Origin of the sequence: Candidatus Binatus sp., assembly GCF_036567905.1 — a bacterium.
GTDB lineage: Bacteria > Desulfobacterota > Binatia > Binatales > Binataceae > Binatus.
On sequence record NZ_DATCTO010000085.1, the window covers coordinates 15,342 to 40,900 of the forward strand.

Consider the following 25,559-nt stretch of genomic DNA (forward strand, 5'->3'; position numbering starts at 1 on the left):
AATCACGCTCGAGGCAGAGCGCGATCTATTTCGACCTGCCGAAGAGTTTGATGTGTTGCGGGCTATGGGCCGCATTGTCTTGTAGTTCGAGTGTGCCCTCGAACTTGCCCCGCTCGTGTGGAGCGAACTCGACGGAGATTGTGCAGGTTGCGCCGTTCGGCGCTATTGTGGCGCACGTGCTGGCGCTCACGTTGAATGGCGGAGTGGCTGCAGGAGCCGTCGTGAACGAGATCGGCGCCGGGCTGAGATTGACCAGGGTAACGCTCTGAGAGGAACTTACGGTGTCAACCGGCACTTGGCTGAAGCTTAGCGATTGTGGATGCGCCTTCATCTTCGGTGCGACGCCGTGGCCCTTCAGGTTGACTGAGTGCGATCCGAACTCGGCGTTGCTGTTCACCTGCAGCAGCCCAAGCTGTTTGCCTTTCGCGGCTGGAGAGAATGCGACTTCGATCGTGCACGAGGCGCCGGGTTGCAGGTCTCCCGGGCAATTGCTCGAGGTCACGGCAAATCCGCTACTCACTGCCGGCTGCCCCAAGCTCACTGGCATGGCGGTAGCGTGGTTGACAACCTTTATCTTCGACGGCTTGCCCCGGTGGCCCGCGACCTCGCTCGGGAACGAAATTGACTTGGGGCTGGCGTCCAGCGTCGCCGCAACCGGAGTCGGAGAGGCGGTCGGCGTCGCCGTCACAGTGGGCGTGGCTGTGATGGTCGCGGTCGGCGTTGGCGTCGCAGTAGGCGTGGCTGTGATGGTCGGGGTCGGCGTCGGTCTTCCATCGGGGAACAATCCGAACACAGCGAGTTGGGTCTGCGTTCCCATATAAACCGCGCCATTGGCTACCGTCGGAACGGTAAACTTCACTGCCGGTCCGGGGTCATCCGAGCTGAACTGGTTGCTGTCGTATAGCTCAGTATTCAGGTTGGTCGCATCGAACGCATAGAGAATCGCAGGGCCACTTGAACCATATGCCGAACTGTTGATCGCCCACAGGATGCCGCCGGTTGTGCCATTGGCGGAGATAACCGGCGACGCGCCAGGGAATCCAAAGGTGAAGGTTCCCGCGATCGATGCGGGCGGTGTCTGGATCAGCCCACTAGCGACGACGAACATCTTCGGCTGGTCGGAGACACCAATCGTGTAGATCATGTTCTGCAGACCGCTCTTGACCGTTCCCTGCCAGTAGGCGGGCGTGCTGAACATTCCGCCGACTTCGCTGGCCAGTTCCTGCACTATCTGGTCGGGAACGGGTGAGGCATTGAATCCACCCATGTCGTCGCGATTGACAACATAAAGCGTGCCTTGCTTGCCGGCGCTGACCATCAGATGAGGATTTGGCCCGGGCTGATCAGGCAGCAACAGGTTGCCACCCGAGTCCAGGTCAAGGTCGTTTTCATCGAGCGTTAGCTGGTTGGACGGCGTAAAGAAATCGCTGACGGACAATGTTCCGCCGCCGGGCGACAACCTGAGATAGCTGTCGCCGTAATCGACTCGGGACGCGCGAACATCGAAAGTTCCGTTGCCGGTGATCGCGATCAAATCACCGTTGGTATCGACGCCGGGACCGCATCCGGATTGCCAGATGCCGCCTTCGGAGCCGTTGGGGGTAGTGTTGTACACAACTACCTGCGCCAATGTCGTCTCGTCATAGCCGAGAATCCATCCGTGGTACGGCCCAAAGTCGCAATGCGACGCGAAGCTCAGATAAACCACGCCGTTCGCGAGCGTCAGCGCCGGGCGATCCTGGTGATAGAGCGGGTCGAAAGAAATTTGCCCGCCAACGCTGGCCGCTCCGGTTCCTGCCACCGTCGCCTCAATCGTTACCGGGCTGTGCGCCTGCTCATGGCCGGTCGTGATATCAAGCGCGTGAAGTTGCTGCTGATAACTGTCCGGGCCCAGCTTGACCTTGGAGACGACGTAGAGGGTTCCCGTATCGTGGTCGATCACGGGCGTAGCGGTGATCCCAATCCAGGGGGTAAGGTCGCCGCATCCGAGATCGGACGCCGGCACCGGGGTAATTCCATCCGCCGGATCGATGAAGCTTGTATGCCAGAGCGCAGGACCCGCCGCGTCCGCGTCAAATGCGTACACACTGTCGAATTCCGTCGCGACGTACACGACGTTGTGCGTTCCCTGGCTCGGGATCTGCACCGCCGGCACATAGAGCGGCTGCGCATAAACCTGCCCGTCAACAGCGTCGGTGAACTGCAAGCCAAACTTCGACGCGGTGACCGTCGCCGGAGTAAGCATGCTCTCCGCAAGGTTTCGCCCGGTGCGGAAATTATCGTTGCGGTATAGGAGTGTCCCGGTGAACCCGGGTTCCAACGCGCGGACGGAAATGCCCCGCTGCGCCGAGCGCAATCGGCTCGGCGTGGCCGCCGCGTGGCCGATCACGTTGGTGCCTGAGATAGCGGCGACGAGCGCGACCCCCAGAATCAGCCCCCACAACGATCGCTCTGTCACTTTCCCCGCCGCTTGTTCCCGAGTGCAAGCATTTTACTGACGTACGTGCAGTACGTCCATGATCAGGCGTCGATGCTTGCACAGCTCGGCGTGCTCGGCGCCAAAAGTCTGCCGATCCAATGGAGCGGCAGGCGCGCGGTATCTGGATGGGCGCGAATCGGTCGGATACGATCGCGCGATGGCTATCAAGCGAGTCTGCGTCTATTGCGCCTCGAGTCGTCAGTGCGACGCCGCCTATCACGACGCCGCCGCGCGCCTGGGCCGCACGTTGGCGCGCAACCAGGTAACGCTGGTCTATGGCGGCGGCAGCGTCGGCTCGATGGGTCATCTTGCGGATGCGGCGATTGCCGAAGGCGGCCGCGTGATCGGCGTCCTGCCGCGTTTCATGTACGACCTCGAATGGGGTCATCGCGGCCTGAGCGAGCTGCTGATCGTAAATGACCTGCACGAGCGCAAGCGCCTGATGATCGACGAAGTCGACGCGGTAATCGCGCTGCCCGGTGGATGCGGCACGCTCGAGGAGCTGTTCGAAGCGATCACGTGGAAGCGGCTTGGATTGTTCGGCGGCGCGATCGTGCTGGTCAACACTCTTGGCTTTTACGCGCAGTGCGCGGCGTTGCTGGAGAGCTGCATCGAGCGGCGTTTCATGGACGAGCGTCATCGTGCGATGTGGTCGCTCGTCGACCGGCCCGAGGATGTGCTCGACGCGATCGCCGGCGCGCCGCCCTGGCCGCATGGAAATCGCAATTTCGCCGCGCTGTGAAGCGCTAGCGTTCGATTTTGCGGATGGCCGCGGTCTGGTCGCGAGAGAGATCGGCTTTGAGGAACTCCTCGGTGCCGGGCGTGCCGAGTTCGAACTCCGGCGTGTGATGAATCTTGATCGTCACGTCCGCGGTCCGGCAATCGAGCATATGGCCGCCGGCCGAGCGGTCGGCAGTGATGAAATGCAAATGATAGCCGGGCACGTTGACGCCGCGCAGATAGTCCGGCGTGAAGAATCCGACGATGGTTCCTTCGACGCCGTGAAACTCGAAGACCGGTTCTTCGCGCACTGCCTGTTCCAGGCCGACTGATTTGTCCTGTTTGGCGACTGCTCGAGTCTTCACGTAGTCGAAGCGCCCCTCGATCCTGAGCGCATGGAAGATGTTCTGCGACGGCAGCATCGTGGCGACCGCCGCGAGCATTTCAGCCTGATCGCAGGGGCGATCGAGCCGCGCGCTCTCGTCGGCCTTGAAAAAGCTCACAGTTGCAAAGGGCGTACGCGTCGAATCCTCGACCGGATGCGCGTGGCCGTCGGCGCGCACCTGGAAGACCTTGCCGTCGAGTTCGATCATCTCGCCGTCGAGTCCGTCGAAGGTGCCCAGGCCGAAATCGCCGTGAGTCTTCAGCTCGCCCATCGTCATGTCGCCGGTGGACACACCTTCCATCAGGGCGTTTACGGTCGAGGTTTGAAATACGGTCTGATCTTCGTCGCCGAGGAGCCGCTCGAGCGCCTGCACGATGATCGCGGACAGGCTTTGTCCGGTCTGTTTTCGCCGCGCGCCGAGCTGGCGCGCGAGCGCTGCTGGCAGATGGACGCGAAGGGTGAGCCGTTGAGTCATGGGGAGAAAACTATTTGGAGTTGGCTACGGGTTGTACGTTTTCGCCGTCGCGGGCTGCTTGGCCCAGGTTGACTGCTACTTTGTCGGTCTGGTTGATACCGCTGATGACCTCGACCATCTGCCCGTTGTCGTAGCCCAGCCGCACCTCGGCGAGGTGCAACTGGTTATTGCGGACTACGGGCACATAGACCTTGCCGTCGCGGAACACGAGTGCGTCGTCGGGGACCACCGGGGATCCGGCGCCCATTTTGACCGTGAACTCGGCGGTCGCGTACATGCCGGGATAGAGCGCCTGGTTTTCGTTGGCGAGATCGACCTCGACCAGCATCGTGCGCGTGTCGGGGGACAGCGCTTCGGGATGGCGCGTGATGGAGCCGGTGAATTTTTGCCCGGAGTAGCCGGCGGCCGTAATCGTCGCGGCGTCGCCGTTCTTGATGAACGGCGCGATGTTCTGGGGCACGTACGTGAACACGCGCAGGGGAGCGTACCGGGAGACAGCGACGATCGCTCCCGCGCCGGGTGTGCCGGGAGTCGTGCTCGCGGGCACGAGATGGCCGGGATCGATGTAGCGCGCGGTGACGACGCCGTCGAAGGGCGCCGTGATCGTCTCGTAGGCCTGGTTGGCGATATCCTGTTCGAGGGTGGCTTTAGCCTGGAGCCTCGCGGCGTGGGATTCATCGGCCGCCTGCGGCGCGATGACGCCTGCGCGCAGCAGGGCCTGATTGCGCTTGTCGGTGACGACGGCGAGGTTGTAGTTGGCGCGGGCGTTGGCGACCTGCTGATCGAGCTCGGGCGACGTAAGCACGGCGATCAGTTGGCCCTTGCGCACGCGGTCGCCCTTATCGACCTTGATTTCCTTCAGGTAGCCGGGAACTTTTGCGTATATTTCGGTCTCGTCGAAACCGCGAATGGTGGCGGGCAGCTTCAGATCGCGCGTGGGCGGAGCGAGCGACACGTCGGCGACCAGCACGTGCGGACCGGCTTCGTTTTCCCGCTCGAGTGCCGACGTCTGGCGGCCGATCCATAGCTCGCGGGCGAGCACCAGGCCGGCGGTCGCGACCAGAACTATCACAATGGCGGCGACCCATCCGGCAAAGAAAGCCTTCCCGGGGGCGGGCACGCTGAAATTTTTCGGATCGTCTTCCATCTCAGACATATCCTATGCGCCGGGCAGGTTGATTGCTTCGATCTCGGCGTCGCGTTGATGTTTGCCGACCAGGCTGCGGCTGAAGATCGAATACACGGCCGGCACAACGAACAAGGTCATCATCGTCGCCGCGAACAGTCCGCCGATTACGGCGCGCCCGAGCGGGGCATTCTGCTCGGAGCCCGAGCCGAGCGAAAGCGCCATCGGCAGCATCCCGAGAATCATCGCGAGCGCGGTCATGATGATCGGGCGGAAGCGAATGCGGCCGGCCTCGATGGCCGCGGCGAGCGGACTGTAGCCTTCCTCGCGCAGCTCGTTGGCGAAAGTGATCAGCAGGTTGCCGTTGGCGACGCCGACACCGACCGCCATGATCGCGCCCATCAGCGATTCGACGTTGATGGTCGTACCCGTTATCGCAAGCATCCAGAGCACGCCGGCGAGCGCGCCCGGCACCGCCATCATGATGATGAAAGGCTCGAGCCACGATTGAAAGTTCGCGACCATCAGCAGGTACACGAGGACGATGGCCAGGATCAGTCCCTCGCCGAGGGTGAGGAACGAGTCGTGCATCGCCTGGCTCTGGCCGCGGATGACGACGTGCGTGCCGGCGGGCAACGGGCCGAGGTTGTCGATCTCGTGCTGCACGGCGGAGGTGACGCTGCCGAGGTCGCGGCCCTCGACGGCCGCATCGACGTCGATCACGCGCTGCACCGTATAATGCGCGACAACCGCGGGATCCCATCCGTGGGTGATCGTGCCGAGGTTGCCAAGCAACTGGGGCTGGCCCTGCGTCCCGGTGGCCGAAGGGGGAGTGCTCAGCGGTATGTTCGACAGCGTGGCTACGGAGTCGATCAGATGCTGTGGCGCCTGCGACACGACGCTGTAGTTGACGCCCGATTTCGGATCGAGCCAGAAGTTGGGCTGCAACAACATCGCGCCGGAGAGCATGGAGAGCATGCTCGAGGCGACCTGTTGCTGCGTGATGCCGAGTTCGAGCGCCTTGGCGCGATCGACGTTCACGCCGAAGGTCGGATAGTCCTGCGGCTCGGCGATCCTGAGATCGCTGATGCCGGGAATCAGCCTCATCCGATCTTGCAGCCGCAGCGCGATGTCGTAGTCGGTTTCGAGGTTGTTGCCGTTAATCTGCGCGTCGATGGCCGCGGGCAGGCCGAAATTGAGCACCTGGCTGACGATGTCGGCGGCCTGAAAGTAAGAGGTGACGTTTGGATATTGGCGCTTGAGCAGGTCGCGAATCTTACCCTGGTAGATGGCGGTGGGCTGATGATCGGGCTTCAACTGAATCAGCACGTCGGCATCCTGCGGACCGATCGAGTCGGTATGATAAAACGCCAAATTGTACGAGATCGGCAGTCCGATGTTGTCGCTGATGCCTTGCAGCTCATCGGCAGGGATGACGGTACGAATCGTGCGCTCGATATTGTCCACCACGAACTCGGTGTGTTCGACGCGGGTTCCGGTCGGCAAACGCACGTGCAAGCTCATCATGCCGGCGTCGATGCGGGGGAAGAAATCCTCGCCGACCACGAACAGCATTGCCAACGAAGACAGAATCAGGATGGCGACGCAGGCCAGCGAGAAATTCCGGCGCGCGATGAACTTGGCGAGTGCGAAGCGATACGAGTGCTTGAGGCGCTCGAAGCGGGCGTCGAAAGCGCGGACCACGCGGGCCCAGCGGCCTTCGCCGAGGTTATCCTCGTGCTCTTCGGGGAGCAGCAGACGCGCCATGGTGGGGACCAGGGTGCGCGAGAGCAGATACGACGTGAGCATCGCGAAAACCACCGCCAGCGCGAGCGGGGTGAACAGGAATTTCGCGACTCCGGTCAGTAGCACGACCGGAAAGAAGACGATGCAGATGGCGAGCGTGCCGACAAAGGTCGGCCCGGCAATCTGCGAAGCGCCGTCGAGAATCGCGACCAGCAGCGGCTTGTGCATCGCGTGGTTGCGATGGATGTTTTCGACTTCGACGGTCGCGTCATCCACCAGCATCCCGACCGCCAGCGCGATTCCGCCCAGCGTCATCGTGTTGATCGTCTGCCCGGTAAGCTTGAGACCGATGATGGCGGTCAGAATCGACAGCGGAATCGAAGTGATGACGATGATCATGCTGCGCGGCGAGCCGAGGAACAGCAGCACCATGATCGCGACCAGCAGCGCGGCGGTGACCGCCTCCTGCACGACGTCGCGCAGCGCAGCGCGAACGAATTGCGACTGGTCGAACGTGAGCATCACGTTCAAACCCTTGGGCGCGGTGGCGCGGATGTCAGGCAGCTTGGCTTTGACCGCATCGACGACCGTCAGCGTCGAGGCGTCGGCGTGCTTGACGACGAGCAGGTAGGTGGCCGGCTGTCCGTTGAAGCGCACGACGTTGGTTTCGGGCTGATGCGAGTCGGTGACGGGAGCAACGTCACCGAGGAAGACGGGCGCGCCATTGCGGTACTTGATCGGCAGCTGGTCGAAGTCGGAGACCTTCGGCACCGACATGTTCAAGTCGACGTTGTATTCGTAGTTGCCCATCTTGGCGGTGCCCGACGGGATGACGACGTTGGTCGTGGCGAGCGCGTTGCCGACGTCGTAGGCGGAGAGCCCGTTGGCGTAGAGCGCGTTGGGGTCGAGGTTCACCATCACCGCGCGGCTGACGCCGCCCAGCGGAGCGGGCGAGGAAAAGCCGGGAATCGTAAAGAGCTGGATGCGGATGAAGTTGAGGCCGTAGTCGAACAGCTTGCTGGTCGAGAGAACATCACTGTAGATGTTGAGCTGCGCAACCGGAACGTTGCTGGCGTTGTACGAAATGATATTCGGGGGCTGGATACCGCGCGGCATGGCGCTCAGGATGGTCTCGGAGACAGCGTTGATCTGCGCGATCGCGCCGCCGACATCGCTGCCGGGATAGAAATAGACTTTGAGCATGCCGATGCCGTTGATCGAGTCGGATTCGATGTGCTCGATGCCGTTGACGGTGGTCGAGTAGGCGCGCTCGGAGATGAGAACCATGCGGCGCTCGACGTCGAAAGCGGACAGACCCGGGTAGCTCCACACCACCATGACGACTGGCAGATCGATCGACGGGAAGATGTCCACGTTCATGAGGTTGAAGGAGAGGACGCCCAGGACGAGCATCAGCAGCGCCATCACGGCGACGGAGAGCGGCCGGCGAAGCGCGAGGCGAACAATCCACATAAGGTGCGCCGAAGACCGTAGTTAAGTTCGCGGTCGTGGCAAAGGGCGATGATAACACATAATCAGCGAGCGCGATTTTCAAAATATGGGACGGCGCCGAGCAAGGCAAGTTTCAGTGGCTGAACGGAGGAATTCATATAGTCAGTGGCGAAAGCCCAGCCGCTGCGCCTGAGTAAGGAAGAAAAGATGCGGACGGCGTGCGCGCTCTACGGCACTGGGGCGGCGCCGAGCAGGCCGGCAGCCTCATCGTAGCCGAGCATCAGGTTCATGTTCTGGATCGCCTGACCCGAGGCGCCTTTGCCGAGGTTGTCGATCGCGGTTATCACGAGCAGGGTTTCACTGCGCCGATCGAGGATGAACGCCAACTCGCAGAAATTGGTGGCGCGCACGTTGCGCAGCTCGGGCAGTTCTCCCGGTTTGAGGATGCGCACGAACCGCGACTTGGCAAAGCTCGCCTCGAAGGCGGCGTGGACGTCGCTCTCGGTCGTGCCCGCGCGCGGGCGCATAAAGATCGAGCTGAGCAGGCCGCGGGTGATCGGCAGCAGATGCGGCACGAACAACAGCGCGATGTCGCGGCCGAGCGCGGCGGAGATTTCCTGCTCCATCTCGGGGACGTGGCGATGGTTGCCGACCTTGTAGGCGCGGAAATTCTCGTTGACTTCGGCGAACAGCTGCTCGATCGACGCAGCCCGGCGCGCGCCGGTCGTGCCCGACTTCGCGTCGATGATTATCGACGACGGCTCGATCAAGTCGCGTCGGATGAGCGGCAACAGCGCGAGCAGCGCGCCGGTCGGAAAGCATCCGGGCGTCGCCACCAGGCGCGCCTCGCGAAGCTCATGCCGATGGAATTCGCTTAGCCCGTAAACCGCCTCCGCGAGCAGTTGCGGCGCGGGATGTTCGATGCCGTAAGTGGCGCGGAACTGTGCCGCATCCTTGAACCGGAAATCCGCCGACAGGTCCACTACCTTGAGGCCGGCCTTGATTAGTTCAGCGGTATGCACGGTGCCAACCGTCTCGGGCAGGCATGAGAGCACGACCTCGGCGCGGTCCTGGACCAGGTCGGGACGCAATTCCTCGAACGGCGGCAAGTCGATGCCGGCCATGTGGCGGTAAACGTCGGCGACCTCGCGCCCGGCGTAATGCTCGGAGGTGAGCACGCTCAGCTCGACGAACGGATGGCTGGCGAGGATGCGGACCGCCTCGATACCCGAGTATCCCGAGGCGCCGACCACGGCCACCTTGACCTTGTCGTGCGTAGCCACTTGGCGAATCTCAATGCTCCTTTGCGAATTGCGGTCGGAGCCACTCACCTAGCATGATTGCGCACACCGAGCCAGTTACTTGGTATCGAACTCGAAAGTCATTTCGGCCGGCGGATGCTCGGGGTCGGCGGCGGCGAGTTTGTCCAGGTACAGCCGCACCGGAGTGTCGTCGGGGTGCGCCTCGCCCAAGCGCTTAAGCTCCTGGCGCGCCGACAATACGTCGCCCGCGCGAATCATGGTCAGCGCGTCGGCGAAGCGGCGATAGAACGAGGGATCAACGCTGTCGTTGTCGCGCCCGGCGACGTGAACGATCGGCACAAACACCTGTTTGCCCTTGACCTTCACCAGCCCGAGCTCGCGGGCGATGTAACCGGCTCCGGCTTCGCTGTAGGTCACGCGGCTGACCAGCAGATGCACCTTGAATTGGCGCGTCAGACCCTCCAGCCGCGATGCCAGGTTGACCGTGTCGCCGATGACGGAGTAGTCGAAGCGGTTTTCGCCACCGAAGTTGCCGACGATCGCGTCACCGGTCGCGATTCCCACGCCGATGTCAATTTCGGCGAAGCGCGGGTCATGCTCGCGCATCGCTTGCAGCTCCGCGAGCATCGCCAGCCCGACATCGATCGCCGCGCGCGCGTGATTGGCCACCTCCAGCGGCGCGCCCCAAAACGCCATGATGCCATCGCCGCGAATCTTGTCCACGACGCCGCCGCTCTCCATGATGTGGTCGGTCATCTTGGTCATGTAATCATTCAACAGCGCCACCAATGCCACCGGGTCGGTGCGCTCGGAGAGCCCGGTGTAATTCACAATATCGGCGAACAGGATGCTCATGTGGCGACGCTCACCGCCGAGCTTAAGCCCGTCGCGCTGGTCTAGCACCGTCGCGATCACGTCGGGATGCAGGTAATGCTCGAAGGCGACGCGCAAGTGGCGCTTTTCGCGTCCTTCGGTGATGTACCGATAGCCGGCCAGGAACATGTACATGAGAATCGCGGTGAGCAGGGGAAAAACGACCCCGATCACCAGGCCGTCGTGAAGCAGCCGCGTCTGAGCGTAAGCGAAGTAGCCGACCAGCAGGATCACGCCCAACGCGGCAGACGACAGCGCCGACAGCCACGCGACGCCAAGCGACATCAGCACACCCATCAGGATCGTGGCGACCAGCGCGATTTCCTGAGCCTCGATCGGGCGGCGAATGAAGTCGCCCTGAATCAGGTTGTCGATCGCGTTGGCGTGGATCTCGACGCGCGCCATGTCGCCGTTGACGGGAGTTACGCCGCGATCGCCCAGCCCGTGAGCGGTCGCGCCGATCAGCACAATCTTTCCCGCCAGTTTGTCCGGCGCAATCCTGCGATTGATGATGTCCGAGACCGAGTAGTGCGGGAATGGATTGGCGCCACGCCGGAAATTCACCAGCATCCGGCCGTTGTCATCGACCGGTATCCGCTGGCCGGCGACCGACACCCCCGACACGCCGTTGGGATCGAGTCCCAATACCATTGGCGCGCCGCCCGCATACGCGTCGGCGACGGCGATAAACAGCGGCGCACAGTAGCGGCCGTCGAAACGGATTACCGTCATCTCGGTGCGGATTTCACCGTCGGCGTCCGCGTCAACGTCGAAGTATCCGGTCGAGTGCGCGGCCTCGTCGAGCAGCACGTACGCAGGCAGATACGCCCGCGCCTGAATCAAATCGTGAGGCTTGCCTGGAGCCTGTCGTACGATTCCGTAACCGAGCGGTCCGGGCGGTCGAATCTGGTCGAGGAACCCGACCGCTTTGACGCTTCCGGAATGAGCCTGGGAATGGTGGCCCTCGAACGCGTAACCAAGCACGGTCAGGCCCTGCGATTTCAGCGCGGCGGAAAATGCCTGGTCGTTGCCGGGACCCAGAACCTCGCCGATCGCATCGTGCTTGAGGCCAAGTCCCGCGAGCTTTTCGCCTATTTCCCCGCGCGTTACATCGCTCTTGTCAGGTTCGCTGAAGATCGCATCGAAGCCTATGACGTTGACCTTGTAGTCCTTGAGCGCATCGACCAGCCGCGCAAGCACCAGCCGCGGCCACGGCCATTGCCCAAGCTGCGCGATACTCCGGTCATCGATCGCGGCGATCGCGACCAGGCCCGAGGACGGATGCGCAGCGATGGTATTGATTCGAAGGTCGTACGCGATCAGATCCATCCGCTCGAATGCGCCGTGGAAGCGGTCGTGGGCGGCGAACATCAAACCCAGCAGCACGATCCCGAACAGGAAGGTGCGCCACGAGAATCTGAGAGCCGTGTGTGACCGTTTTGCGCTCGCCATCGTTACCGATTCGAGCTTAACTCGACGGCGCGGGCGCTGCTAACCGCGCTCGCCGACGCCGCGAACGTCCACCACGCGCGCTTTGCGCATACGCGCGAAAGGTCGCCGCCTACTCCAACCAGCTGAGCTGCTTGTACATGCTGATCTGGCCGTACTGATGAGCGTTGCCATAGCCGGCCTGCGCGCTCACGCCAAGCTGCCACGGCCGGTAGTAAAAGCCGAGATCCGGTCCACCCTGACCCTGCGAGGCGGCCAGGAAACCGCCGTTGTACATCGCGCCGCCGACGCCGCCCAGCACCATGTACTTTTCGGTCGAGAGCAGGATCGCCTGCAGATCGAATTCGGTGCTGGTCACGCCATTCTGGAAATCATGCATCGAGCTGAAAGATGCGTTGAGCGGATGCTGACTGTGCAGGCATATCCAGCTGGAGAAATCTCCCTCGACCACGGCGGCATCGCTATCCGCCACGTCGTGGCCGCCCGAGACGTAAAGATGGGTCCCCGGGAACAGCGTGAAATCGAGACCGCCCTGAAACCGTCCGAAGTTGAGGCGCGGAAAACTGCCGCTGTCCGGCGCAAGCGGACTCTCGAAGCCGCCGCCGATCCACAGTTGGTAGCCGGTCGCGCGGCCGAAGACTCCGATGTACGGCGTAATGCTTTGCTCGACCTGCGTTCCCTCCTGAAGGACGGCATATTTGTCGCTGACGTAGCCGCCGCCAAAGGTGGTCACTTGGAGGAGTCCGGGCGTCTGCAGCGAGTAGAATCCCGGATACGTGTCGTCAAACCATTGCGCATGCGCTGCCGGCGCGATCAGGAGCGCGCTCAACACCACTGCGAACGCGAGTGCTGCGGTCATGCTAACGCGGGAAATTCGATTCTTCACAACCTCTCACCTCCTCCTCTATCGAGCTCCCAGGCCGCCGCCGCCATGTATCACGGGCGTCGTGCATGCCGGACATACCACCGGCGGACATGCCGGTGCCGGTGCACCGCTGGATCCCGGCGAGGTCCCCGTGAAGCCGACGCCACCGCCGCCAGTGCCGCCCGCGTTCGCGCTGTCGAGCGACACCGCCCCGGTCATCGCCAGCGGTCCGGCAGTCGTCGGAGGTTGGTTGCACGGCACGGTCGCCTCGTAGCCCGCGCCGACATCCTGGCCCGCGTTGGGAGCCCTCAGGGACGCCAGGTTGACGGTCCCTCGATAGACGGAGACGTCAGTATAGCGTTCGCATCCCTGGTAGCCGGGCCGGATTACGTTCTCGGTGTACGCGGTATCGAACCTGGTGCCTCGCACTGCCGCGACCGCGTTGGGAGTATGCACCTGGTAGTTTGCCGGTGCGCCGCCCGACGCGGCGTTTACCAGCGATCGCAGCACTCCCGAAACTAAACCCACCCGCGTCGAAGTGGCTCCGCCGGTAATCGTGAACTCATCGAGCGTGATGCTGCTGGCGGGTCCCAGCTCGAGCCGGCTCTGATCGTTGAGCACGATAACCGCGTGCCCGCTGGCGCCGGTCACGATTCGATCGCCCACATCGACCCCGACTCCCGACGCTGCTCCGATTGTCGCGCCGGTGCGCTGAATCTGGACTTCACCGCTCACCGAAGAGAAAGATCCCGCTGCCGTCTGCGCCAGCGCCGGCCCATATACCACAAGCACCAGCACGCTTATGAGCAAAAGCTCGGCACCAAACACGGCGCTATAATGACTTCGGTTTCGACCCATCTAATGGCGCTCCTTTACCGCTAGCGCTCTTTTTGTATTTGTCCGTGCAATGGTATGTCAACCGCCCCGTATAAGTACTTGTAACAGCAGCACAAATGAATCGGGCGCGAGTATCGCTCACGCCCCGGTCATCTCAAATTGAAACCCTGGCGCCCACGCGCGGATTCGGTTCGACAGTCCCTAACGCTTGGAGTATTGCGGCCGCTTGCGCGCCTTGTGACGCCCGTACTTCTTGCGCTCAACCTCGCGCGGATCGCGCGTCAGCATCCCGCCTTTGCGCAGCGTCGGCCGCAGCGTCTCGGTCGCACTGACCAGCGCGCGCGAAATCCCGTGACGGACCGCGTCGGCCTGCGCCGCGATTCCGCCGCCCTCGACGTTCACCAGCACATCGTACTGCCCCACGGTCTCGGTCGCCTCGAACGGCTCCAGAATCCGCATTCGCGACGTCGGGCGCGGAAAGTAGTCCTCGAGCGTGCGCTCGTTAATCGTGATCGTGCCGCTGCCGGGCAGCATCCTGACGCGCGCCACCGCGGTCTTGCGCCGCCCCGTAGTCCAGATGATGTTTTTCTTTTCTGCCATGTGACGATCGTGCCTTGTTATACGCTGACGGTCTTGATTAGACGCTCACGGTCCGGATTATACGCTTACGCTTTTGGGCTTCTGCGCAGCGTGCGGATGCTCCGCGCCGCGATAAACCTTGAGCTTATTGAAAATCTGATGGCCGAGTCGATTCTTCGGCAGCATCCCCTTCACCGCAATCTCCAGCAGCCGCTCGGGCTTGGCTTCGAGCATCTTGCCCGCCGACGTCGTGCGGATTCCACCCGGCCATTCCGTATGGCGATGATACAGCTTGCTCAGCGATTTCGATCCCGTCAGGCGAACCTTGGCGGCGTTGATGATAACGACGAAATCGCCGGTATCCTGGTTGGGAGTGTAATCGGGCCGGGTCTTGCCGGTCAGCAGGCTTGCCGCGCGCGACGCCACCCGTCCGAGCGCTCGCTCGCTTGCATCGATCACCACCCAGTTGCGGTCGCGCAGCCCATTCTCGCGCGAGATGCTGCGGGTTTGTTCGGTTAGCTTCAAGTTCGTGCACCAGTGCAAAAGTGAAATAGACGTTAATTTTGGCGGGGCCGATGGGATTTGAACCCACGACTTCCGACGTGACAGGCCGGCGTTCTAACCGGGCTGAACTACGACCCCGCCCGAACCATCCTTTGTTACATTTTCCAGCCCGCGTAGCAACAACGGTGCTCGCGCGGGCAGCGCCGTAATTTGATTTTTTGCGACCGAGTCCCGCACCGCCTTCTCCGTCATCCTGACGATGCGAGCAACGCGAGCTGAGGAAGGATCTCGGACAGCTTCGCGCCAGCGAAGCCGGTACCGGTTCTTCGTTGCCTGTACGGATTGAATTCAACTCGGCTCCAGGGATGAACTATTCAGCCTGCCCGCGGCGGATTCGGCCTGCTATGCGTACGCTATGGTCAACCACCAGGAAACCACACGCTCGCGTCGGCGCCTTTTTCTTAACATTGGCTACCCGTGCCCACGCGTAATTTTGACGGAACAAAGCTAGCCCTTGGGGTGTATCCGCCACTAGACCACAAGTAATGGTATAAATTGCGCTTCCCAGCCAAATCGACCCTGCGGAATTGCGCAGGAAATAGGCGACAGAGAAGACGAAAATCCGGGGATTCTTCGCCGCTGCGCCGCTCTACGCGACCCGGCGCATCAGCTCGAGGATGTCGTAGCCGGTGATCTCGCGGCTCTTCGCCGACCACTCGCGAAGCTCCGTGTCCGACACCATCCCGGCCTGCGCCCCCTTGGCCAGGTCCATCAGCCCGATTTTGATCGTCGCCTCGTCAATCATCTCGCCCGATTTGGGATCGGCCATCGAGCCGCCCCCCTTCTCGTGGTAGAGCTTGATCACGCGGCGCGCCTCCTCGACCTGCTCGCGGCTGGGCGTGTAGCACGCGTTGGCGATCTCCGCCTGCTGCGGATGTATCACCCAGGTGCCGTCCATCCCGAGGTTCGCGGCGCCGACGTTCTTCTCGCGCAGCGCCGTCTGTAGTTGCTCGACCCGCTCGGGTGAATCCGTGTTGCGCCACAGCCGCAGATAGACGTTGTCGATCGCGTGCAGCCCGGCGGCCTTGGCCGCGACCACCACCGCCTGCTTCGAGTAGTGAAAGTTCTGATTCTGATTCTCGACGATCTCGCGGATGCCCAGATTTGCGGCGTAGTCCGCGATGCCGAACACCAGCCCGCACATCCGATCCGATGCGGTCGCGATCTCGTACGCCTTGATCAGCGCGTGCGGCGTCTCGATCAGCGACTCGATCTGAAGCCGGTAGTTCCATCCGCCGCGCTTTTCGAGATCGTCGAGCAGCTTCGACACTTCGCGAATTTCCTCGGGCCCGCGCGTCTTCGGCAGCATGATGCCGTGGAAGCGATTGGGCGCGCCGAGCACGACGGCCTCCATGTCGCCCTTGAAGAACTTCGAATGGATATTGTTGGGCCGCACCGTGACGACCTTCTTGCCGAAGTCCAGCCGGTTGAGCGCCTCGACCATCACTTTGTGGCTCTTGTCGCCCTTGAACTCATACGGGCACGCGTCTTCGAAGTCCGCCATCACGTGATCGACCGGCGCTTTCACCGCGTCGGCGGCGGTGACATGCAGCTTCATGTTGTGACCCGGATAGGTCAGCTCGGTGCGTGGAATTACGAAACGTGCGCCTTTATCCAATACGTACATCGATTGATTCTCTCCCGGAGAATTTCACCTCGGCCGCTCAGGGGTGAAGGTAGTGCAGCTTGCGCTTGATCAATACGGTGCGCTCGATTTCGACGACCACGGTGCCGTCGGGTTTCTTGCCAATCAGTTTGAACTTCACCAGTCCCGCGTCGGGCCGCTCCGCATCGCGCTTCTCCAGCACGGTCGATTCGGCGTAAATCGTGTCGCCATGAAAGACCGGGTTGGTATGCTTGCCGTTGTCCATCTCGACTTCGGCGATCGCGTTCTCGCTGGTGTCTTCCGACGCCAGGCCGACCGTGAACGCCAGCACCACGCCGCCGTACACCAGCAGCTTGCCGCCGACGTAGGCGCCCGGATTCTTGTCGATCAAATCCTGGTTGAAGTGCAGCTCGGCCGTGTTCATCACCAGCGAAGTGAAGATGTGATTATCAGCCTCAGTGATCGTGCGGCCGCGCTGATGGACCAGCGTGTCGCCGACCGTGAAATCCTCGAAGTAGCTGCCGTCGTTGGTGATGCTCATTGCGTCAGTTCTGCTCCATGATACGCCGGCCGATGACCTCGTACTGGATCTCGCTGGTGCCCTCGAAGATCGACAGCACCCGCGCGTCGCGCCAGAAGCGCTGCACCTCGAACTCCATCGAGTATCCGTAGCCGCCATGCACCTGCATCGCCTCGCGCGTGACCCGCTCGGCCATCTCGGCAGCAAACGCCTTGGCCAGTCCGGCCTCGTAGTCGCATCGCTTGCCGGTGTCTTTTTCGGCGGCGGCGAAGTAGCAAAGCTGCCGCGCGGCCTCGATCTCGACCGCCATGTGCGCCAGCTTGTGCCTGATCACCTGGAAGTCGCCGATCGGCTGGCCGAACTGCTTGCGGTCTTTCGCATACTTGACCGCGCATTCGAACGCCGCCTGCGCCACGCCCACGCCGCGCGCCGCGGTCTGGATTCGCGCCGCCTCGTAACTCGCCATCAATTGGTAGAAGCCCTGCCCTTCCCGGCCGCCAATCAGGTTCGCCGCCGGCGCGTAGGCGTCGTCGAACTGCAGCGCGTAACTGCGCATCCCATGGTAGCCGATGGTGGGAATCGGCGAGCCGGTCAAAGTCGGCGGCATGAAGTCGTCGCCCGGCTGCTTCTCGAACAGGATCAGCGACAGTCCCTTGTGCCGCTTCGACATGTCCGGGTCGGTGCGCGTCATCACGGTCAGCATGTGCGCGCGATTGGCAAACGTGCACCACATCTTCGCGCCCGTGATCAGATAACCGTCGCCCTGTTTGACCGCGCGCGTTTTGAAAGACGCCGTGTCGCTGCCCGAGTCAGGCTCGGTGAATGCGGCCGCGGTCATAAGCTCGCCGCGCGCGATCGGCGGCAGGAATTTCTTTTTCTGCTCGGGCGTGCCGTGGGCGCTGATCAGTGTGCCGGTGATGATGTTGCGCGTCATCACCGAGCCGACGCTGAGCCATCCGCGCGACAACTCCTCGGTGACGATCGCCATCGAGATGTAATCAAGGCCCATGCCGCCTTCTTCGGCGGGAAAGATCACGCCGAAGTAGCCGAGCTCGGCCATCTGCTTGAGGATGTGTTCGGGGATTTCCTTGTTCTGGCGATCGAGGTCGTTGGCGATCGGCTTGATCTCGGCCTCGACGAACTCGCGGACCGAGCGCCGGATAATTTCATGCTCAGGCGTGACCAGAGGCATCTTGCGCTTTGCTCCTAAGCCGGGTTGCGCTTGCGAATCAGCACCGGCCGCTCGTACTCGAGCACCTTTTCGCCGCGCTGGTTGTAGCCGGTGGTGCGGAACTTGACCACGCCGCGATCGGGCCGCGAAGTGTCGCGCTTGGAGAGCACCAGCGACTCGGAGGTAATCGTGTCGCCGGGATAAACCGTCTCCTGCCACTTCATTTTCTCGTAGCCGAGATGGGCGATCGCGCGTTCGCTCAGATCCTCGACCGAAAGCCCGAACACCACGTTCATCACCAGCATGTGATTGACGACCACGTTCTTGTAGCCGAGGCTCTGCGCATACTCGCGATTGAAGTAGCTCGGGTTGAAGTTCATGGTGACGCTGGAGAAGAAGCTGTTGTCGCCCTCGGTGATCGTGCGTCCCCAATGATGCTTGAAAAGATGGCCGACCTCGAAGTCCTCGAAGTAGTGGCCACGCTCGATTCTGCGCACTGCCATGTGAGTCGGTAAAGCTGCCTTCTTCCTGTGATCGTTGAATCGCGAAAAGTCCTGAAGCCGAGTCAGTTTTTTATGGAATTCACGGTTGTGCGTCAACCAACCCCCGCCGCGGCGATCGCTCCGTTCCCTAACCCGTGAAGGATAAGTATTGTCTTATCTGAGGCAAACGGGTAGCTAATTCCGGCGCGCGTTTTGACCGAAACCTCGAACCAGGACTTGGCAAGCCAGCCGGAGCCGCCGCCCGCCGCGGAGTATCGCCCCTGTAGTAAAAGATTGAAATGAGCCGTAAGGAAATCTACGAGATCGGCCAGGTGCCCCCAATCGGGCACGTGCCAAAACAAATGTACGCGCAGGTAATCCGCGCGGAGAGATTCGGCGACCCCAAGCACGCATTCAAGATCGAGAAGATCGCCGTGCCGGAAATCCGCGCCGACGAAGTGCTGATTTACGTGATGGCGGCGGGTGTGAATTTCAACAACGTGTGGGCGGCGCTCGGCTCGCCGCTCGACGTGATCGCCGCGCGCAAGAAAGCCAACTACGACCATTCGGATTTTCATATCGGCGGCAGCGACGCGTCGGGGATCGTCTATGCCGTCGGCCGCGACGTGCACAACGTCAAGGTCGGCGACCGCGTCGTGATTCATTGCGGCGTTTGGGACCGCAACTCGCCCGCGGTGCGGGGCGGCGACGATCCGATGTACGACCCGTCGTTCAAGATTTGGGGTTACGAAACCAACTGGGGAAGCTTCGCGCAGTTCGCGCGCGTGCAGGCGCATCAGTGCATGCCCAAGGCCAGGCATCTCACCTGGGAAGAAGCAGCGGGGCCGACCCTGGTGGGCGCAACCGCGTTCCGGATGCTGATGGGATGGCCGCCGCACGTCGTGCGCCGCGGCGACGTTGTCCTGATTTGGGGCGCGTCGGGCGGCCTGGGATGCATGGCGATTCAGATCGTCAAGGCCGAAGGCGGAATTCCAGTCGGCATCGTCGGCGACGATCGCAAAATCGATTACTGCGTCAGGCTCGGCGCCAAGGGCTGCATCAATCGGAAAAAACATCTGCATTGGGGCATGATGCCGCATTGGAAGGAAACCGCGGCGTACAACAAGTGGGCCGCGCAATGCCGCGGGTTTGGCAAAGCGATCTGGGACATCGTCGGCGAGCGGAAAAATCCGCGCATCGTATTCGAGCATCCCGGCGAAGACACCATTTCAACTTCCGTGTTCGTCTGCGACACGGGCGGAATGGTCGTGATCTGCGCCGGCACCACCGGCTACAACGCGGTGGTGGACCTGCGCTACTTGTGGATGCGGCAGAAGCGCCTGCAGGGCTCGCACTTCGCCAACGACGAGCAGGCCTACGCCTTCAATCAGCTCGTGCTCGACGGCAAGATCGATCCATGCGTCGCCAGGATCTACCGATTCGACGAGATCCCGGAATGCCACCAGGCGATGCATGAAAATCGCGCGCCCGAGGGCAAGATGGTGGCGCTGGTCGGCGCACCGACGCCCGGCCTGAAGGATCTCCCGGCGTAACGCGAAATCACCGGCGCGCTGTTCCGCGCGTCCGATCCTCGACTACAATCGGGACACGACGATGGTTTCGCTCGATTCGGTAAAACTCGAACTCGCCCGCCAGGTCGAAGGCGAAGTCCGCTTCGACGCCGGCACTCGCGCCGCCTACGCGACCGACGCATCGAACTATCGCCAGGTGCCGGTGGGCGTGGTGATTCCGCGACACGAAGGCGACGTGATCGCGGCGCTTTCGATCGCACGCGAAAACTCGATGCCGATTCTCGCGCGCGGCGGCGGAACCAGCCTCGCCGGCCAGGCGTGCAACGCCGCGCTGGTGCTCGATTTCTCGAAGTACATGAATCGAGTCATCGCGATCGACCCCGGCGCGCGCGTCGCACGGGTCGAACCCGGCGCGATCCAGAGCCATCTCAACGCCGCGCTGGCGCCGCACGGCCTGTTCTTCGCCCCCGATCCATCGACGAAAGATCGATGCACCGTCGGCGGCATGATTGGCAATAACTCATGCGGCGCGCATTCGGCGGCCTACGGCAAGACCGTCGATAACGTCGAGGCGCTGGAAGTCATCCTTTACGACGGAACGCAGCTTTCGTTGACCGGTCCGATTGCCGACGCGGAGCTTGGCGCGGTAATCGCGCGCGGCGGCCGCGAAGGCGAGCTTTACTCGGCCGTCCGCGAGCTTCGCGATCAATCCGCCGATTCCGTGCGCGCTCATTTCCCCAAGCTTCCGCGCCGCGTCTCGGGCTACAACCTCGACGAGCTGATGCCGGAGCGGGGCTTCAACCTTGCCCGCGCAATCGTTGGCTCGGAGGGTACGCTCGCCGCGATCATCCGCGCGACCATTCGAGCCGTGCCGCGCCCGAACCAGCTTGGGCTGGTCGTGCTCGGATTCGACGACATATTCATTGCGGCGGATCAAACGCCATGGCTGCTCGAGCATCGCCCCGAAGCGCTGGAAGGCTTCGATGAGAATCTTCCCGAGTTCGCGCGCATCAAGGCGATGCCGGGCGTGCGATTTCTGCCCGCCGGCCGCGCTTTTCTGCTCGTCGAGCTGGGCGGCGCGTCGCAAGACGAAGCGCGCGAGCGCGCGCAACGCGTGATCGCCCAGGCGCGCGGGCTGCGCGAATGCATCGGCGCCGCTTACCTTGCCGACGCGCGGGAGCAGGCCGCGGTCTGGCAGATTCGCGAGTCGGGGCTCGGCTCGAGCGCGTTCATCCCGGGCCGCCCGCGCAGTTGGCCGGGCGCCGAAGACTCCGCGGTGCCTCCCGCCAGGCTCGGCGCGTTTCTGCGCGGCTTCGATCGCATCCTCACCAGCCACAGCCTCAGAGTGGCGACCTACTACGGACATTTCGGCGAAGGATGCGTTCACGCGCGCGTCAATTTCGATTTGGCCAGCGCGCCCGGCATCGCGACGTTCCGCGCGGCGATGATCGAGCTCGGCGAACTCGTTGTGAATCTGGGAGGTTCGCTCTCGGGCGAGCACGGCGACGGGTTGGCGCGCTCCGAGTTGCTGCCGATGATGTTCCGGCCCGAGCTGATCGACGCGTTTCGCGATTTCAAGCGAATCTTCGATCCCGATTCGATGATGAATCCGGGCGTGATTGTCGATCCGCATCCGCTCGACTCGCACCTGAAGCTGGGCGCGAACTATCGGCCGCGCGAAATCGCCACGCACTTCAACTTCAGGGCCGAAGACGGACTGGCGGGTGCGGCGCTCAGATGCGTCGGAATCGGAAAATGCCGAAAGACCGAGGCGGGTACGATGTGCCCGTCGTACATGGCGACGCGCGAGGAAATCCATTCGACCCGCGGACGCGCGCGGATCCTGTTCGAGGCTTTGACCACCGACCTGTTGCCCGGGGGTTTCGCCGATCCGGCGCTGCGCGACGCGCTGGATTTGTGTCTGTCGTGCAAGGGATGCAGGAGCGAGTGTCCGTCGTCGGTGGATATGGCGGCGTACCGCGCGGAATTTTTCTTCAACTACTATCGAAGTCATCGGCGTCCGCTTTCGTCGGCGTTCTTTGGCAAACTGCACGAAGTCGCGCGGCTCGTGTCATACGCGCCGTCGATCGCCAACGCCCTGGCGCACGCGCCGATTGCGGGCAGCGTCGTGAAAAAGGCGCTCGCGATTCATCCGGATCGTGAATTGCCGCGTTTTGCGCGGCGGACCTTCCGCTCATGGTTCGAGCGCAGGGCGGCTCCCAGACCAGGCGGGCGCGAAGTCGTGCTCTTTCCCGACACCTTCAACAACTTTTTCGAGCCGCACGTCGCAATCGCCGCGGTCGAAGTCCTGGAGCGGGCCGGATTTCGCGTGATCATTCCGCGACATCAGCTATGCTGCGGCCGCCCGCTCTACGATCAGGGGATGCTGGAGCAGGCGAAGGCGCGCCTGAGCGACGTGATGGCGGCGCTCGACCCGTTCGTCGCGGTGGGTATTCCGATCGTCGGACTGGAGCCGAGTTGCATCCTGACTTTTCGCGACGAGTTGCCGTCGTTGTTCCCCGACGACGCGCGGGCCAACGCGCTCGCGTCGAATGCATTGCTGCTCGACGAGCTGCTGGTCCGCGAGGGGGATAATTTCGCGCCTCCCGAGCTGCGCAGGCGCACAATCGTGCAGGGGCATTGTCATCAGAAGGCAATCGCGGGAATCGGCGACGAGGTCACGCTGCTGTCACGCGCGGCCGGCGCGCAACTCGAGGTGCTCGACGCGGGATGTTGCGGGATGGCGGGAGCGTTCGGCTACGACCGCGAGCATTTCGAGGTATCGAAAGCGATCGGCGCGAGAGTTTTGATTCCAGCGATCGAAAAGGCGCCGCCAGAGGCGATCATCGTTGCCGACGGGTTCTCGTGCCGCTCGCAGATTCGCCATTTCTGCCCGTCGCGGCGCCCGATGCATCTGGCGGAGGTGCTGAACCTGACGGCTGGCGAACAAGAATAAGAGTGTAAAGCGCGGATAAAAGAAATGCCGGCGGCTGCGATAGTCTCGCCGGACCAAGGAGTCCAGAAAGATGCGGCTGGGAATCACCATCCCGTTCGAACCGTTTAGGAGCGCCCACTTCGCCGAGCTGGTGCGCACCGCAGATCGATGCGGCTACACCGACGCGTGGTCGTATGAATCGTTCTCGAGCGACGCGTTTACACCGCTTGCCGCGGCGGCGATGCTCAGCGACAAGATGCGCCTGGGATGCGCGATCATTCCGGTGTTCACGCGGCCGGCGCCGCTGATTGCGATGTCGGCGGTCACCCTCAACGAGCTTGCGGGCGGCCGTTTTATCCTGGGGCTGGGAATCTCGACGCCGAATATCGTCGAGCAGTGGATGGGCGTGCCGTTTCGCAAGCCGGTTACGATGATGCGCGAGACGGTGGAAGCGTTGCGCGCAATTTTTCGCGGCGAGAAGCTCACCATGGCGGGCACGATGGTCAAGATAAACGGTTTCCGGCTCGATGCGCCGATTACGCATCCGCCGAAAATCTATATCGGTGCGCAGGGCGCCAGGATGCTGCGCCTGGCGGGCGAGCTGGGCGACGGCGTGATCGTCAATTTCATCACACCCGAGACGGTCGCGCCGATGCTGGACAATACCCGCGAAGCGATGCGCGCGGCCGGCAAAGACCCCGCCGGGCTGGACGTGGTGTGCAGAATAATCGTCGCGGTGGATGAGGACGAAAAGGTCGTGCGAAATCTGTTCCGGCGGTCGCTGACGGCCTACGTGACGGTGCCGCAGTACAACAAGTTCTTTCGCGAGATCGGCTACGACAAGGAAGCAACGATTGCGATCGATGCGTGGAACGCCGGCGATCGCAACAAAGCGCTCGAGACGATTCCCGACGAGATGGTCGAGAAAATTTTCGTGTTCGGCACGGCAGAGAAATGCCGGCGCCGGCTGGAGGATTACGCGCGCGCGGGAATCACGACTACGGCGTTGCAATTTGCGTCCTTCGCGAAGACGCCGGAAGAGCGCCGCGCAAAGATACTGCGCGCAATCGAGCGGCTGGCGGCGGTCTAAAGCAGGAGAAAAGCACCTGCACCCTCACCCGCGCCAGAGGCGCGGCCTCTCCCGCAACAAAGCGGGAGAAGCGGGTAAGCGGTGGCGCGGAACGCGGTGCCTTAAAAAGGCCGCGCCCGGCCGGGAGGAGACGGGGCGCGGTGGTCGTCAGGAACGGATCAGATGCACAGTTATCGGACGAATTGCTGAAGCAGCGGCGCGAGCATCGAGCCTGAGCCGTAAGGCTGGCCGTAACCGCCATTGTATCCGCCGTTGTATCCGCCGTAGTTGTTGTACGCAGGCACTCCACCGTATCCACCCAGTCCACCAAGTAGTCCGCCGGCGTAAGGCGATCCGCCTGCACAGCCGCTACGGAATGCCCACTGATTCTGGCGGAGCAAATCATAGGCGGCCGCGGGATGCCCGGTGTTCCGGTCGCGATTATAGGTGTTCGTGATCCTCTGCGCTCTGGCGCAGTTCTGTCCGCCCCCATAACCAGCCCCATAACCAGCGCCATAACCAGGAGCGATATAAGCGGGAGCCGGGTAGTAGCCGGGGTTGCCGTAGGTCTGGTAATCGTCGGCATCGCCCTCGCCGCGGTTCCATCCGTTGTGACCTCCGCGCCAGCCACCACGAGCCGCGACCGCGTTGTTGCGGAACTCACGCCGAGCCACGGCAGCCGGGGCGAAATTGCGCGCCGGAGCATAGGAGCGCGCCGGCGCATTGAAAGAGCGTGATACACGCGCCGCGTGCGAATAGTTGTGAGCGTAGCGGTCCTTGGCAGCCGCCGTAATCGGCGTCGCAAGCATCGCGAGACCAACCAGCACCGTCATCAGATTTCGCTTGGATTTCATTGTCGGTTACCTCTACCTGACTGAGAGAGCATTAAGGATGCCATCGAGCCGTTTCGAAAAACTCCCTGCAATGCACATGGTCCTCACAACTATAGGTACGCCTTTGGCAAACTTGGGTTGCACTAATTCGGAATTAAAAAAACGAAAAACGTCAACGGAGAGAACAGGTTAACGCATGTTCAGGTTTGGACGGCGTGGAATAAACAAACGTTCAGACACGATCCGTCAGACGAAGGTGCGCCGCGCGAGGTAGTAGATGACGGCGCCGACGATCGCGTACACGGCTATTCCCTCGAGCAGCGTCGCGCCGCTGGTGACGACGACCAGGCCGACGACGAGGACGGTGGCAACCACGGCTACCACCTGCTCGATGCGCTTCTCGCGCGCGCGGACCCGGACGACATGGCCGGTGATGCTCGCCCCGCAGTTGGGGCATACGCCGCCGCGCTTGACGACCACGTCGGCCTCGCAACTGGGGCATTCGATTTTCGTTCGCAGCGGCATCGCGGAGCAGGACCGACGGTTCCGGTAAAACGCTACGAGGTATGCCCGCGATTGGCAAGATAGAAGCGGCGCGC

At 62.6% G+C, this 25,559-nt stretch carries 20 protein-coding genes and 1 tRNA gene; 4 read left to right on the forward strand and 17 right to left on the reverse strand.

The features are described 5' to 3' along the window. Positions 1-25: 25 nt before the first annotated feature. Positions 26-2,458, reverse strand: a complete 2,433-nt coding sequence (locus tag VIO10_RS13160; RefSeq protein WP_331964937.1) for a choice-of-anchor D domain-containing protein — start codon at positions 2,456-2,458, stop codon at positions 26-28. A gap of 178 nt (positions 2,459-2,636) precedes the next feature. On the opposite strand from VIO10_RS13160, the gene VIO10_RS13165 reads away from it, so the two are divergent. Beyond that, positions 2,637-3,221, forward strand: a complete 585-nt coding sequence (locus VIO10_RS13165; protein WP_331964940.1) for a TIGR00730 family Rossman fold protein — start codon at positions 2,637-2,639, stop codon at positions 3,219-3,221. Positions 3,222-3,225: 4 nt separating this feature from the next. On the opposite strand, the gene budA is transcribed toward VIO10_RS13165, so the two are convergent. The 14 genes from budA to VIO10_RS13235 form a co-directional block, all read right to left on the reverse strand. Then, positions 3,226-4,059, reverse strand: coding sequence for an acetolactate decarboxylase (gene budA, locus VIO10_RS13170; protein ID WP_331964943.1), 834 nt, complete (start codon positions 4,057-4,059; stop codon positions 3,226-3,228). Positions 4,060-4,069: 10 nt separating this feature from the next. Beyond that, positions 4,070-5,206, reverse strand: coding sequence for an efflux RND transporter periplasmic adaptor subunit (locus VIO10_RS13175; RefSeq protein ID WP_331964946.1), 1,137 nt, complete (start codon positions 5,204-5,206; stop codon positions 4,070-4,072). 12 nt (positions 5,207-5,218) lie between these two features. Beyond that, positions 5,219-8,404, reverse strand: coding sequence for an efflux RND transporter permease subunit (locus tag VIO10_RS13180; RefSeq protein WP_331964948.1), 3,186 nt, complete (start codon positions 8,402-8,404; stop codon positions 5,219-5,221). Between the two features lie 206 nt (positions 8,405-8,610). Further along, on the reverse strand, positions 8,611-9,666 hold the full coding sequence (gene argC, locus VIO10_RS13185; RefSeq protein WP_331964950.1) for an N-acetyl-gamma-glutamyl-phosphate reductase: 1,056 nt from the start codon (positions 9,664-9,666) through the stop codon (positions 8,611-8,613). Positions 9,667-9,741: 75 nt separating this feature from the next. Beyond that, positions 9,742-11,970 carry an adenylate/guanylate cyclase domain-containing protein gene (locus tag VIO10_RS13190; protein WP_331964953.1) on the reverse strand — a complete coding sequence of 743 codons (2,229 nt, stop codon included), beginning with the start codon at positions 11,968-11,970 and terminating at the stop codon, positions 9,742-9,744. A 109-nt stretch (positions 11,971-12,079) separates the two neighbouring features. Continuing rightward, positions 12,080-12,826 carry a hypothetical protein gene (locus VIO10_RS13195; protein WP_331964955.1) on the reverse strand — a complete coding sequence of 249 codons (747 nt, stop codon included), beginning with the start codon at positions 12,824-12,826 and terminating at the stop codon, positions 12,080-12,082. 45 nt (positions 12,827-12,871) lie between these two features. Further along, positions 12,872-13,567: a FecR domain-containing protein gene (locus VIO10_RS13200; protein WP_331964957.1), complete on the reverse strand. Its 696-nt coding sequence runs from the start codon at positions 13,565-13,567 to the stop codon at positions 12,872-12,874. A gap of 303 nt (positions 13,568-13,870) precedes the next feature. Further along, positions 13,871-14,269: a 30S ribosomal protein S9 gene (gene rpsI, locus VIO10_RS13205; RefSeq protein ID WP_331964960.1), complete on the reverse strand. Its 399-nt coding sequence runs from the start codon at positions 14,267-14,269 to the stop codon at positions 13,871-13,873. Positions 14,270-14,326: 57 nt separating this feature from the next. Beyond that, positions 14,327-14,773: a 50S ribosomal protein L13 gene (rplM, locus tag VIO10_RS13210; RefSeq protein WP_331964963.1), complete on the reverse strand. Its 447-nt coding sequence runs from the start codon at positions 14,771-14,773 to the stop codon at positions 14,327-14,329. A 39-nt stretch (positions 14,774-14,812) separates the two neighbouring features. Continuing rightward, positions 14,813-14,890 (reverse strand) — tRNA-Asp (locus VIO10_RS13215). A 511-nt stretch (positions 14,891-15,401) separates the two neighbouring features. Next, positions 15,402-16,439, reverse strand: coding sequence for a CoA ester lyase (locus VIO10_RS13220; RefSeq protein ID WP_331964966.1), 1,038 nt, complete (start codon positions 16,437-16,439; stop codon positions 15,402-15,404). Between the two features lie 37 nt (positions 16,440-16,476). Continuing rightward, positions 16,477-16,959: a MaoC family dehydratase gene (locus VIO10_RS13225; RefSeq protein WP_331964968.1), complete on the reverse strand. Its 483-nt coding sequence runs from the start codon at positions 16,957-16,959 to the stop codon at positions 16,477-16,479. A gap of 4 nt (positions 16,960-16,963) precedes the next feature. Beyond that, the gene (locus tag VIO10_RS13230; RefSeq protein ID WP_331964970.1) at positions 16,964-18,130 is read right to left on the reverse strand and encodes an acyl-CoA dehydrogenase family protein; all 1,167 of its coding nucleotides are present in this window, start codon (positions 18,128-18,130) and stop codon (positions 16,964-16,966) included. A 14-nt stretch (positions 18,131-18,144) separates the two neighbouring features. Next, positions 18,145-18,612: a MaoC family dehydratase gene (locus VIO10_RS13235; protein ID WP_331964973.1), complete on the reverse strand. Its 468-nt coding sequence runs from the start codon at positions 18,610-18,612 to the stop codon at positions 18,145-18,147. 278 nt (positions 18,613-18,890) lie between these two features. On the opposite strand from VIO10_RS13235, the gene ccrA reads away from it, so the two are divergent. The 3 genes from ccrA (at position 18,891) to VIO10_RS13250 (ending at position 24,148) form a co-directional block, all read left to right on the forward strand. Continuing rightward, the gene (ccrA, locus tag VIO10_RS13240) at positions 18,891-20,144 is read left to right on the forward strand and encodes a crotonyl-CoA carboxylase/reductase (protein ID WP_331964976.1); all 1,254 of its coding nucleotides are present in this window, start codon (positions 18,891-18,893) and stop codon (positions 20,142-20,144) included. 61 nt (positions 20,145-20,205) lie between these two features. Then, positions 20,206-23,079: an FAD-binding and (Fe-S)-binding domain-containing protein gene (locus VIO10_RS13245; protein ID WP_331964979.1), complete on the forward strand. Its 2,874-nt coding sequence runs from the start codon at positions 20,206-20,208 to the stop codon at positions 23,077-23,079. A 70-nt stretch (positions 23,080-23,149) separates the two neighbouring features. Then, positions 23,150-24,148 (forward strand): LLM class F420-dependent oxidoreductase, encoded by a 999-nt coding sequence (locus tag VIO10_RS13250; protein ID WP_331964982.1) that lies wholly within the window; start codon positions 23,150-23,152, stop codon positions 24,146-24,148. Positions 24,149-24,318: 170 nt separating this feature from the next. Here VIO10_RS13250 and VIO10_RS13255 read toward each other — a convergent pair whose 3' ends face one another. Both VIO10_RS13255 and VIO10_RS13260 read right to left on the reverse strand, forming a co-directional pair. Beyond that, the gene (locus VIO10_RS13255; protein ID WP_331964985.1) at positions 24,319-24,981 is read right to left on the reverse strand and encodes a hypothetical protein; all 663 of its coding nucleotides are present in this window, start codon (positions 24,979-24,981) and stop codon (positions 24,319-24,321) included. Between the two features lie 225 nt (positions 24,982-25,206). Then, a complete protein-coding gene (locus VIO10_RS13260; RefSeq protein WP_331964987.1) occupies positions 25,207-25,485 on the reverse strand; it encodes a hypothetical protein in 279 nt (92 codons plus the stop codon). Positions 25,486-25,559: the final 74 nt, after the last annotated feature.

What these genes read in the sequence shown, in the direction of transcription:
- VIO10_RS13255 (WP_331964985.1), bottom strand. Translation starts at nt 24,981, where the DNA reads ATGAAATCCAAGCGAAATCTGATGACGGTGCTGGTTGGTCTCGCGATG.
- VIO10_RS13235 (WP_331964973.1), bottom strand. Translation starts at nt 18,612, where the DNA reads ATGGCAGTGCGCAGAATCGAGCGTGGCCACTACTTCGAGGACTTCGAG.
- VIO10_RS13245 (WP_331964979.1), top strand. Translation starts at nt 20,206, where the DNA reads ATGGTTTCGCTCGATTCGGTAAAACTCGAACTCGCCCGCCAGGTCGAA.
- rpsI (WP_331964960.1), bottom strand. Translation starts at nt 14,269, where the DNA reads ATGGCAGAAAAGAAAAACATCATCTGGACTACGGGGCGGCGCAAGACC.
- VIO10_RS13195 (WP_331964955.1), bottom strand. Translation starts at nt 12,826, where the DNA reads ATGACCGCAGCACTCGCGTTCGCAGTGGTGTTGAGCGCGCTCCTGATC.
- VIO10_RS13175 (WP_331964946.1), bottom strand. Translation starts at nt 5,206, where the DNA reads ATGGAAGACGATCCGAAAAATTTCAGCGTGCCCGCCCCCGGGAAGGCT.
- budA (WP_331964943.1), bottom strand. Translation starts at nt 4,059, where the DNA reads ATGACTCAACGGCTCACCCTTCGCGTCCATCTGCCAGCAGCGCTCGCG.
- VIO10_RS13180 (WP_331964948.1), bottom strand. Translation starts at nt 8,404, where the DNA reads ATGTGGATTGTTCGCCTCGCGCTTCGCCGGCCGCTCTCCGTCGCCGTG.
- VIO10_RS13220 (WP_331964966.1), bottom strand. Translation starts at nt 16,439, where the DNA reads ATGTACGTATTGGATAAAGGCGCACGTTTCGTAATTCCACGCACCGAG.
- VIO10_RS13250 (WP_331964982.1), top strand. Translation starts at nt 23,150, where the DNA reads ATGCGGCTGGGAATCACCATCCCGTTCGAACCGTTTAGGAGCGCCCAC.
- VIO10_RS13260 (WP_331964987.1), bottom strand. Translation starts at nt 25,485, where the DNA reads ATGCCGCTGCGAACGAAAATCGAATGCCCCAGTTGCGAGGCCGACGTG.
- ccrA (WP_331964976.1), top strand. Translation starts at nt 18,891, where the DNA reads ATGAGCCGTAAGGAAATCTACGAGATCGGCCAGGTGCCCCCAATCGGG.
- VIO10_RS13165 (WP_331964940.1), top strand. Translation starts at nt 2,637, where the DNA reads ATGGCTATCAAGCGAGTCTGCGTCTATTGCGCCTCGAGTCGTCAGTGC.
- VIO10_RS13225 (WP_331964968.1), bottom strand. Translation starts at nt 16,959, where the DNA reads ATGAGCATCACCAACGACGGCAGCTACTTCGAGGATTTCACGGTCGGC.
- VIO10_RS13230 (WP_331964970.1), bottom strand. Translation starts at nt 18,130, where the DNA reads ATGCCTCTGGTCACGCCTGAGCATGAAATTATCCGGCGCTCGGTCCGC.
- VIO10_RS13190 (WP_331964953.1), bottom strand. Translation starts at nt 11,970, where the DNA reads ATGGCGAGCGCAAAACGGTCACACACGGCTCTCAGATTCTCGTGGCGC.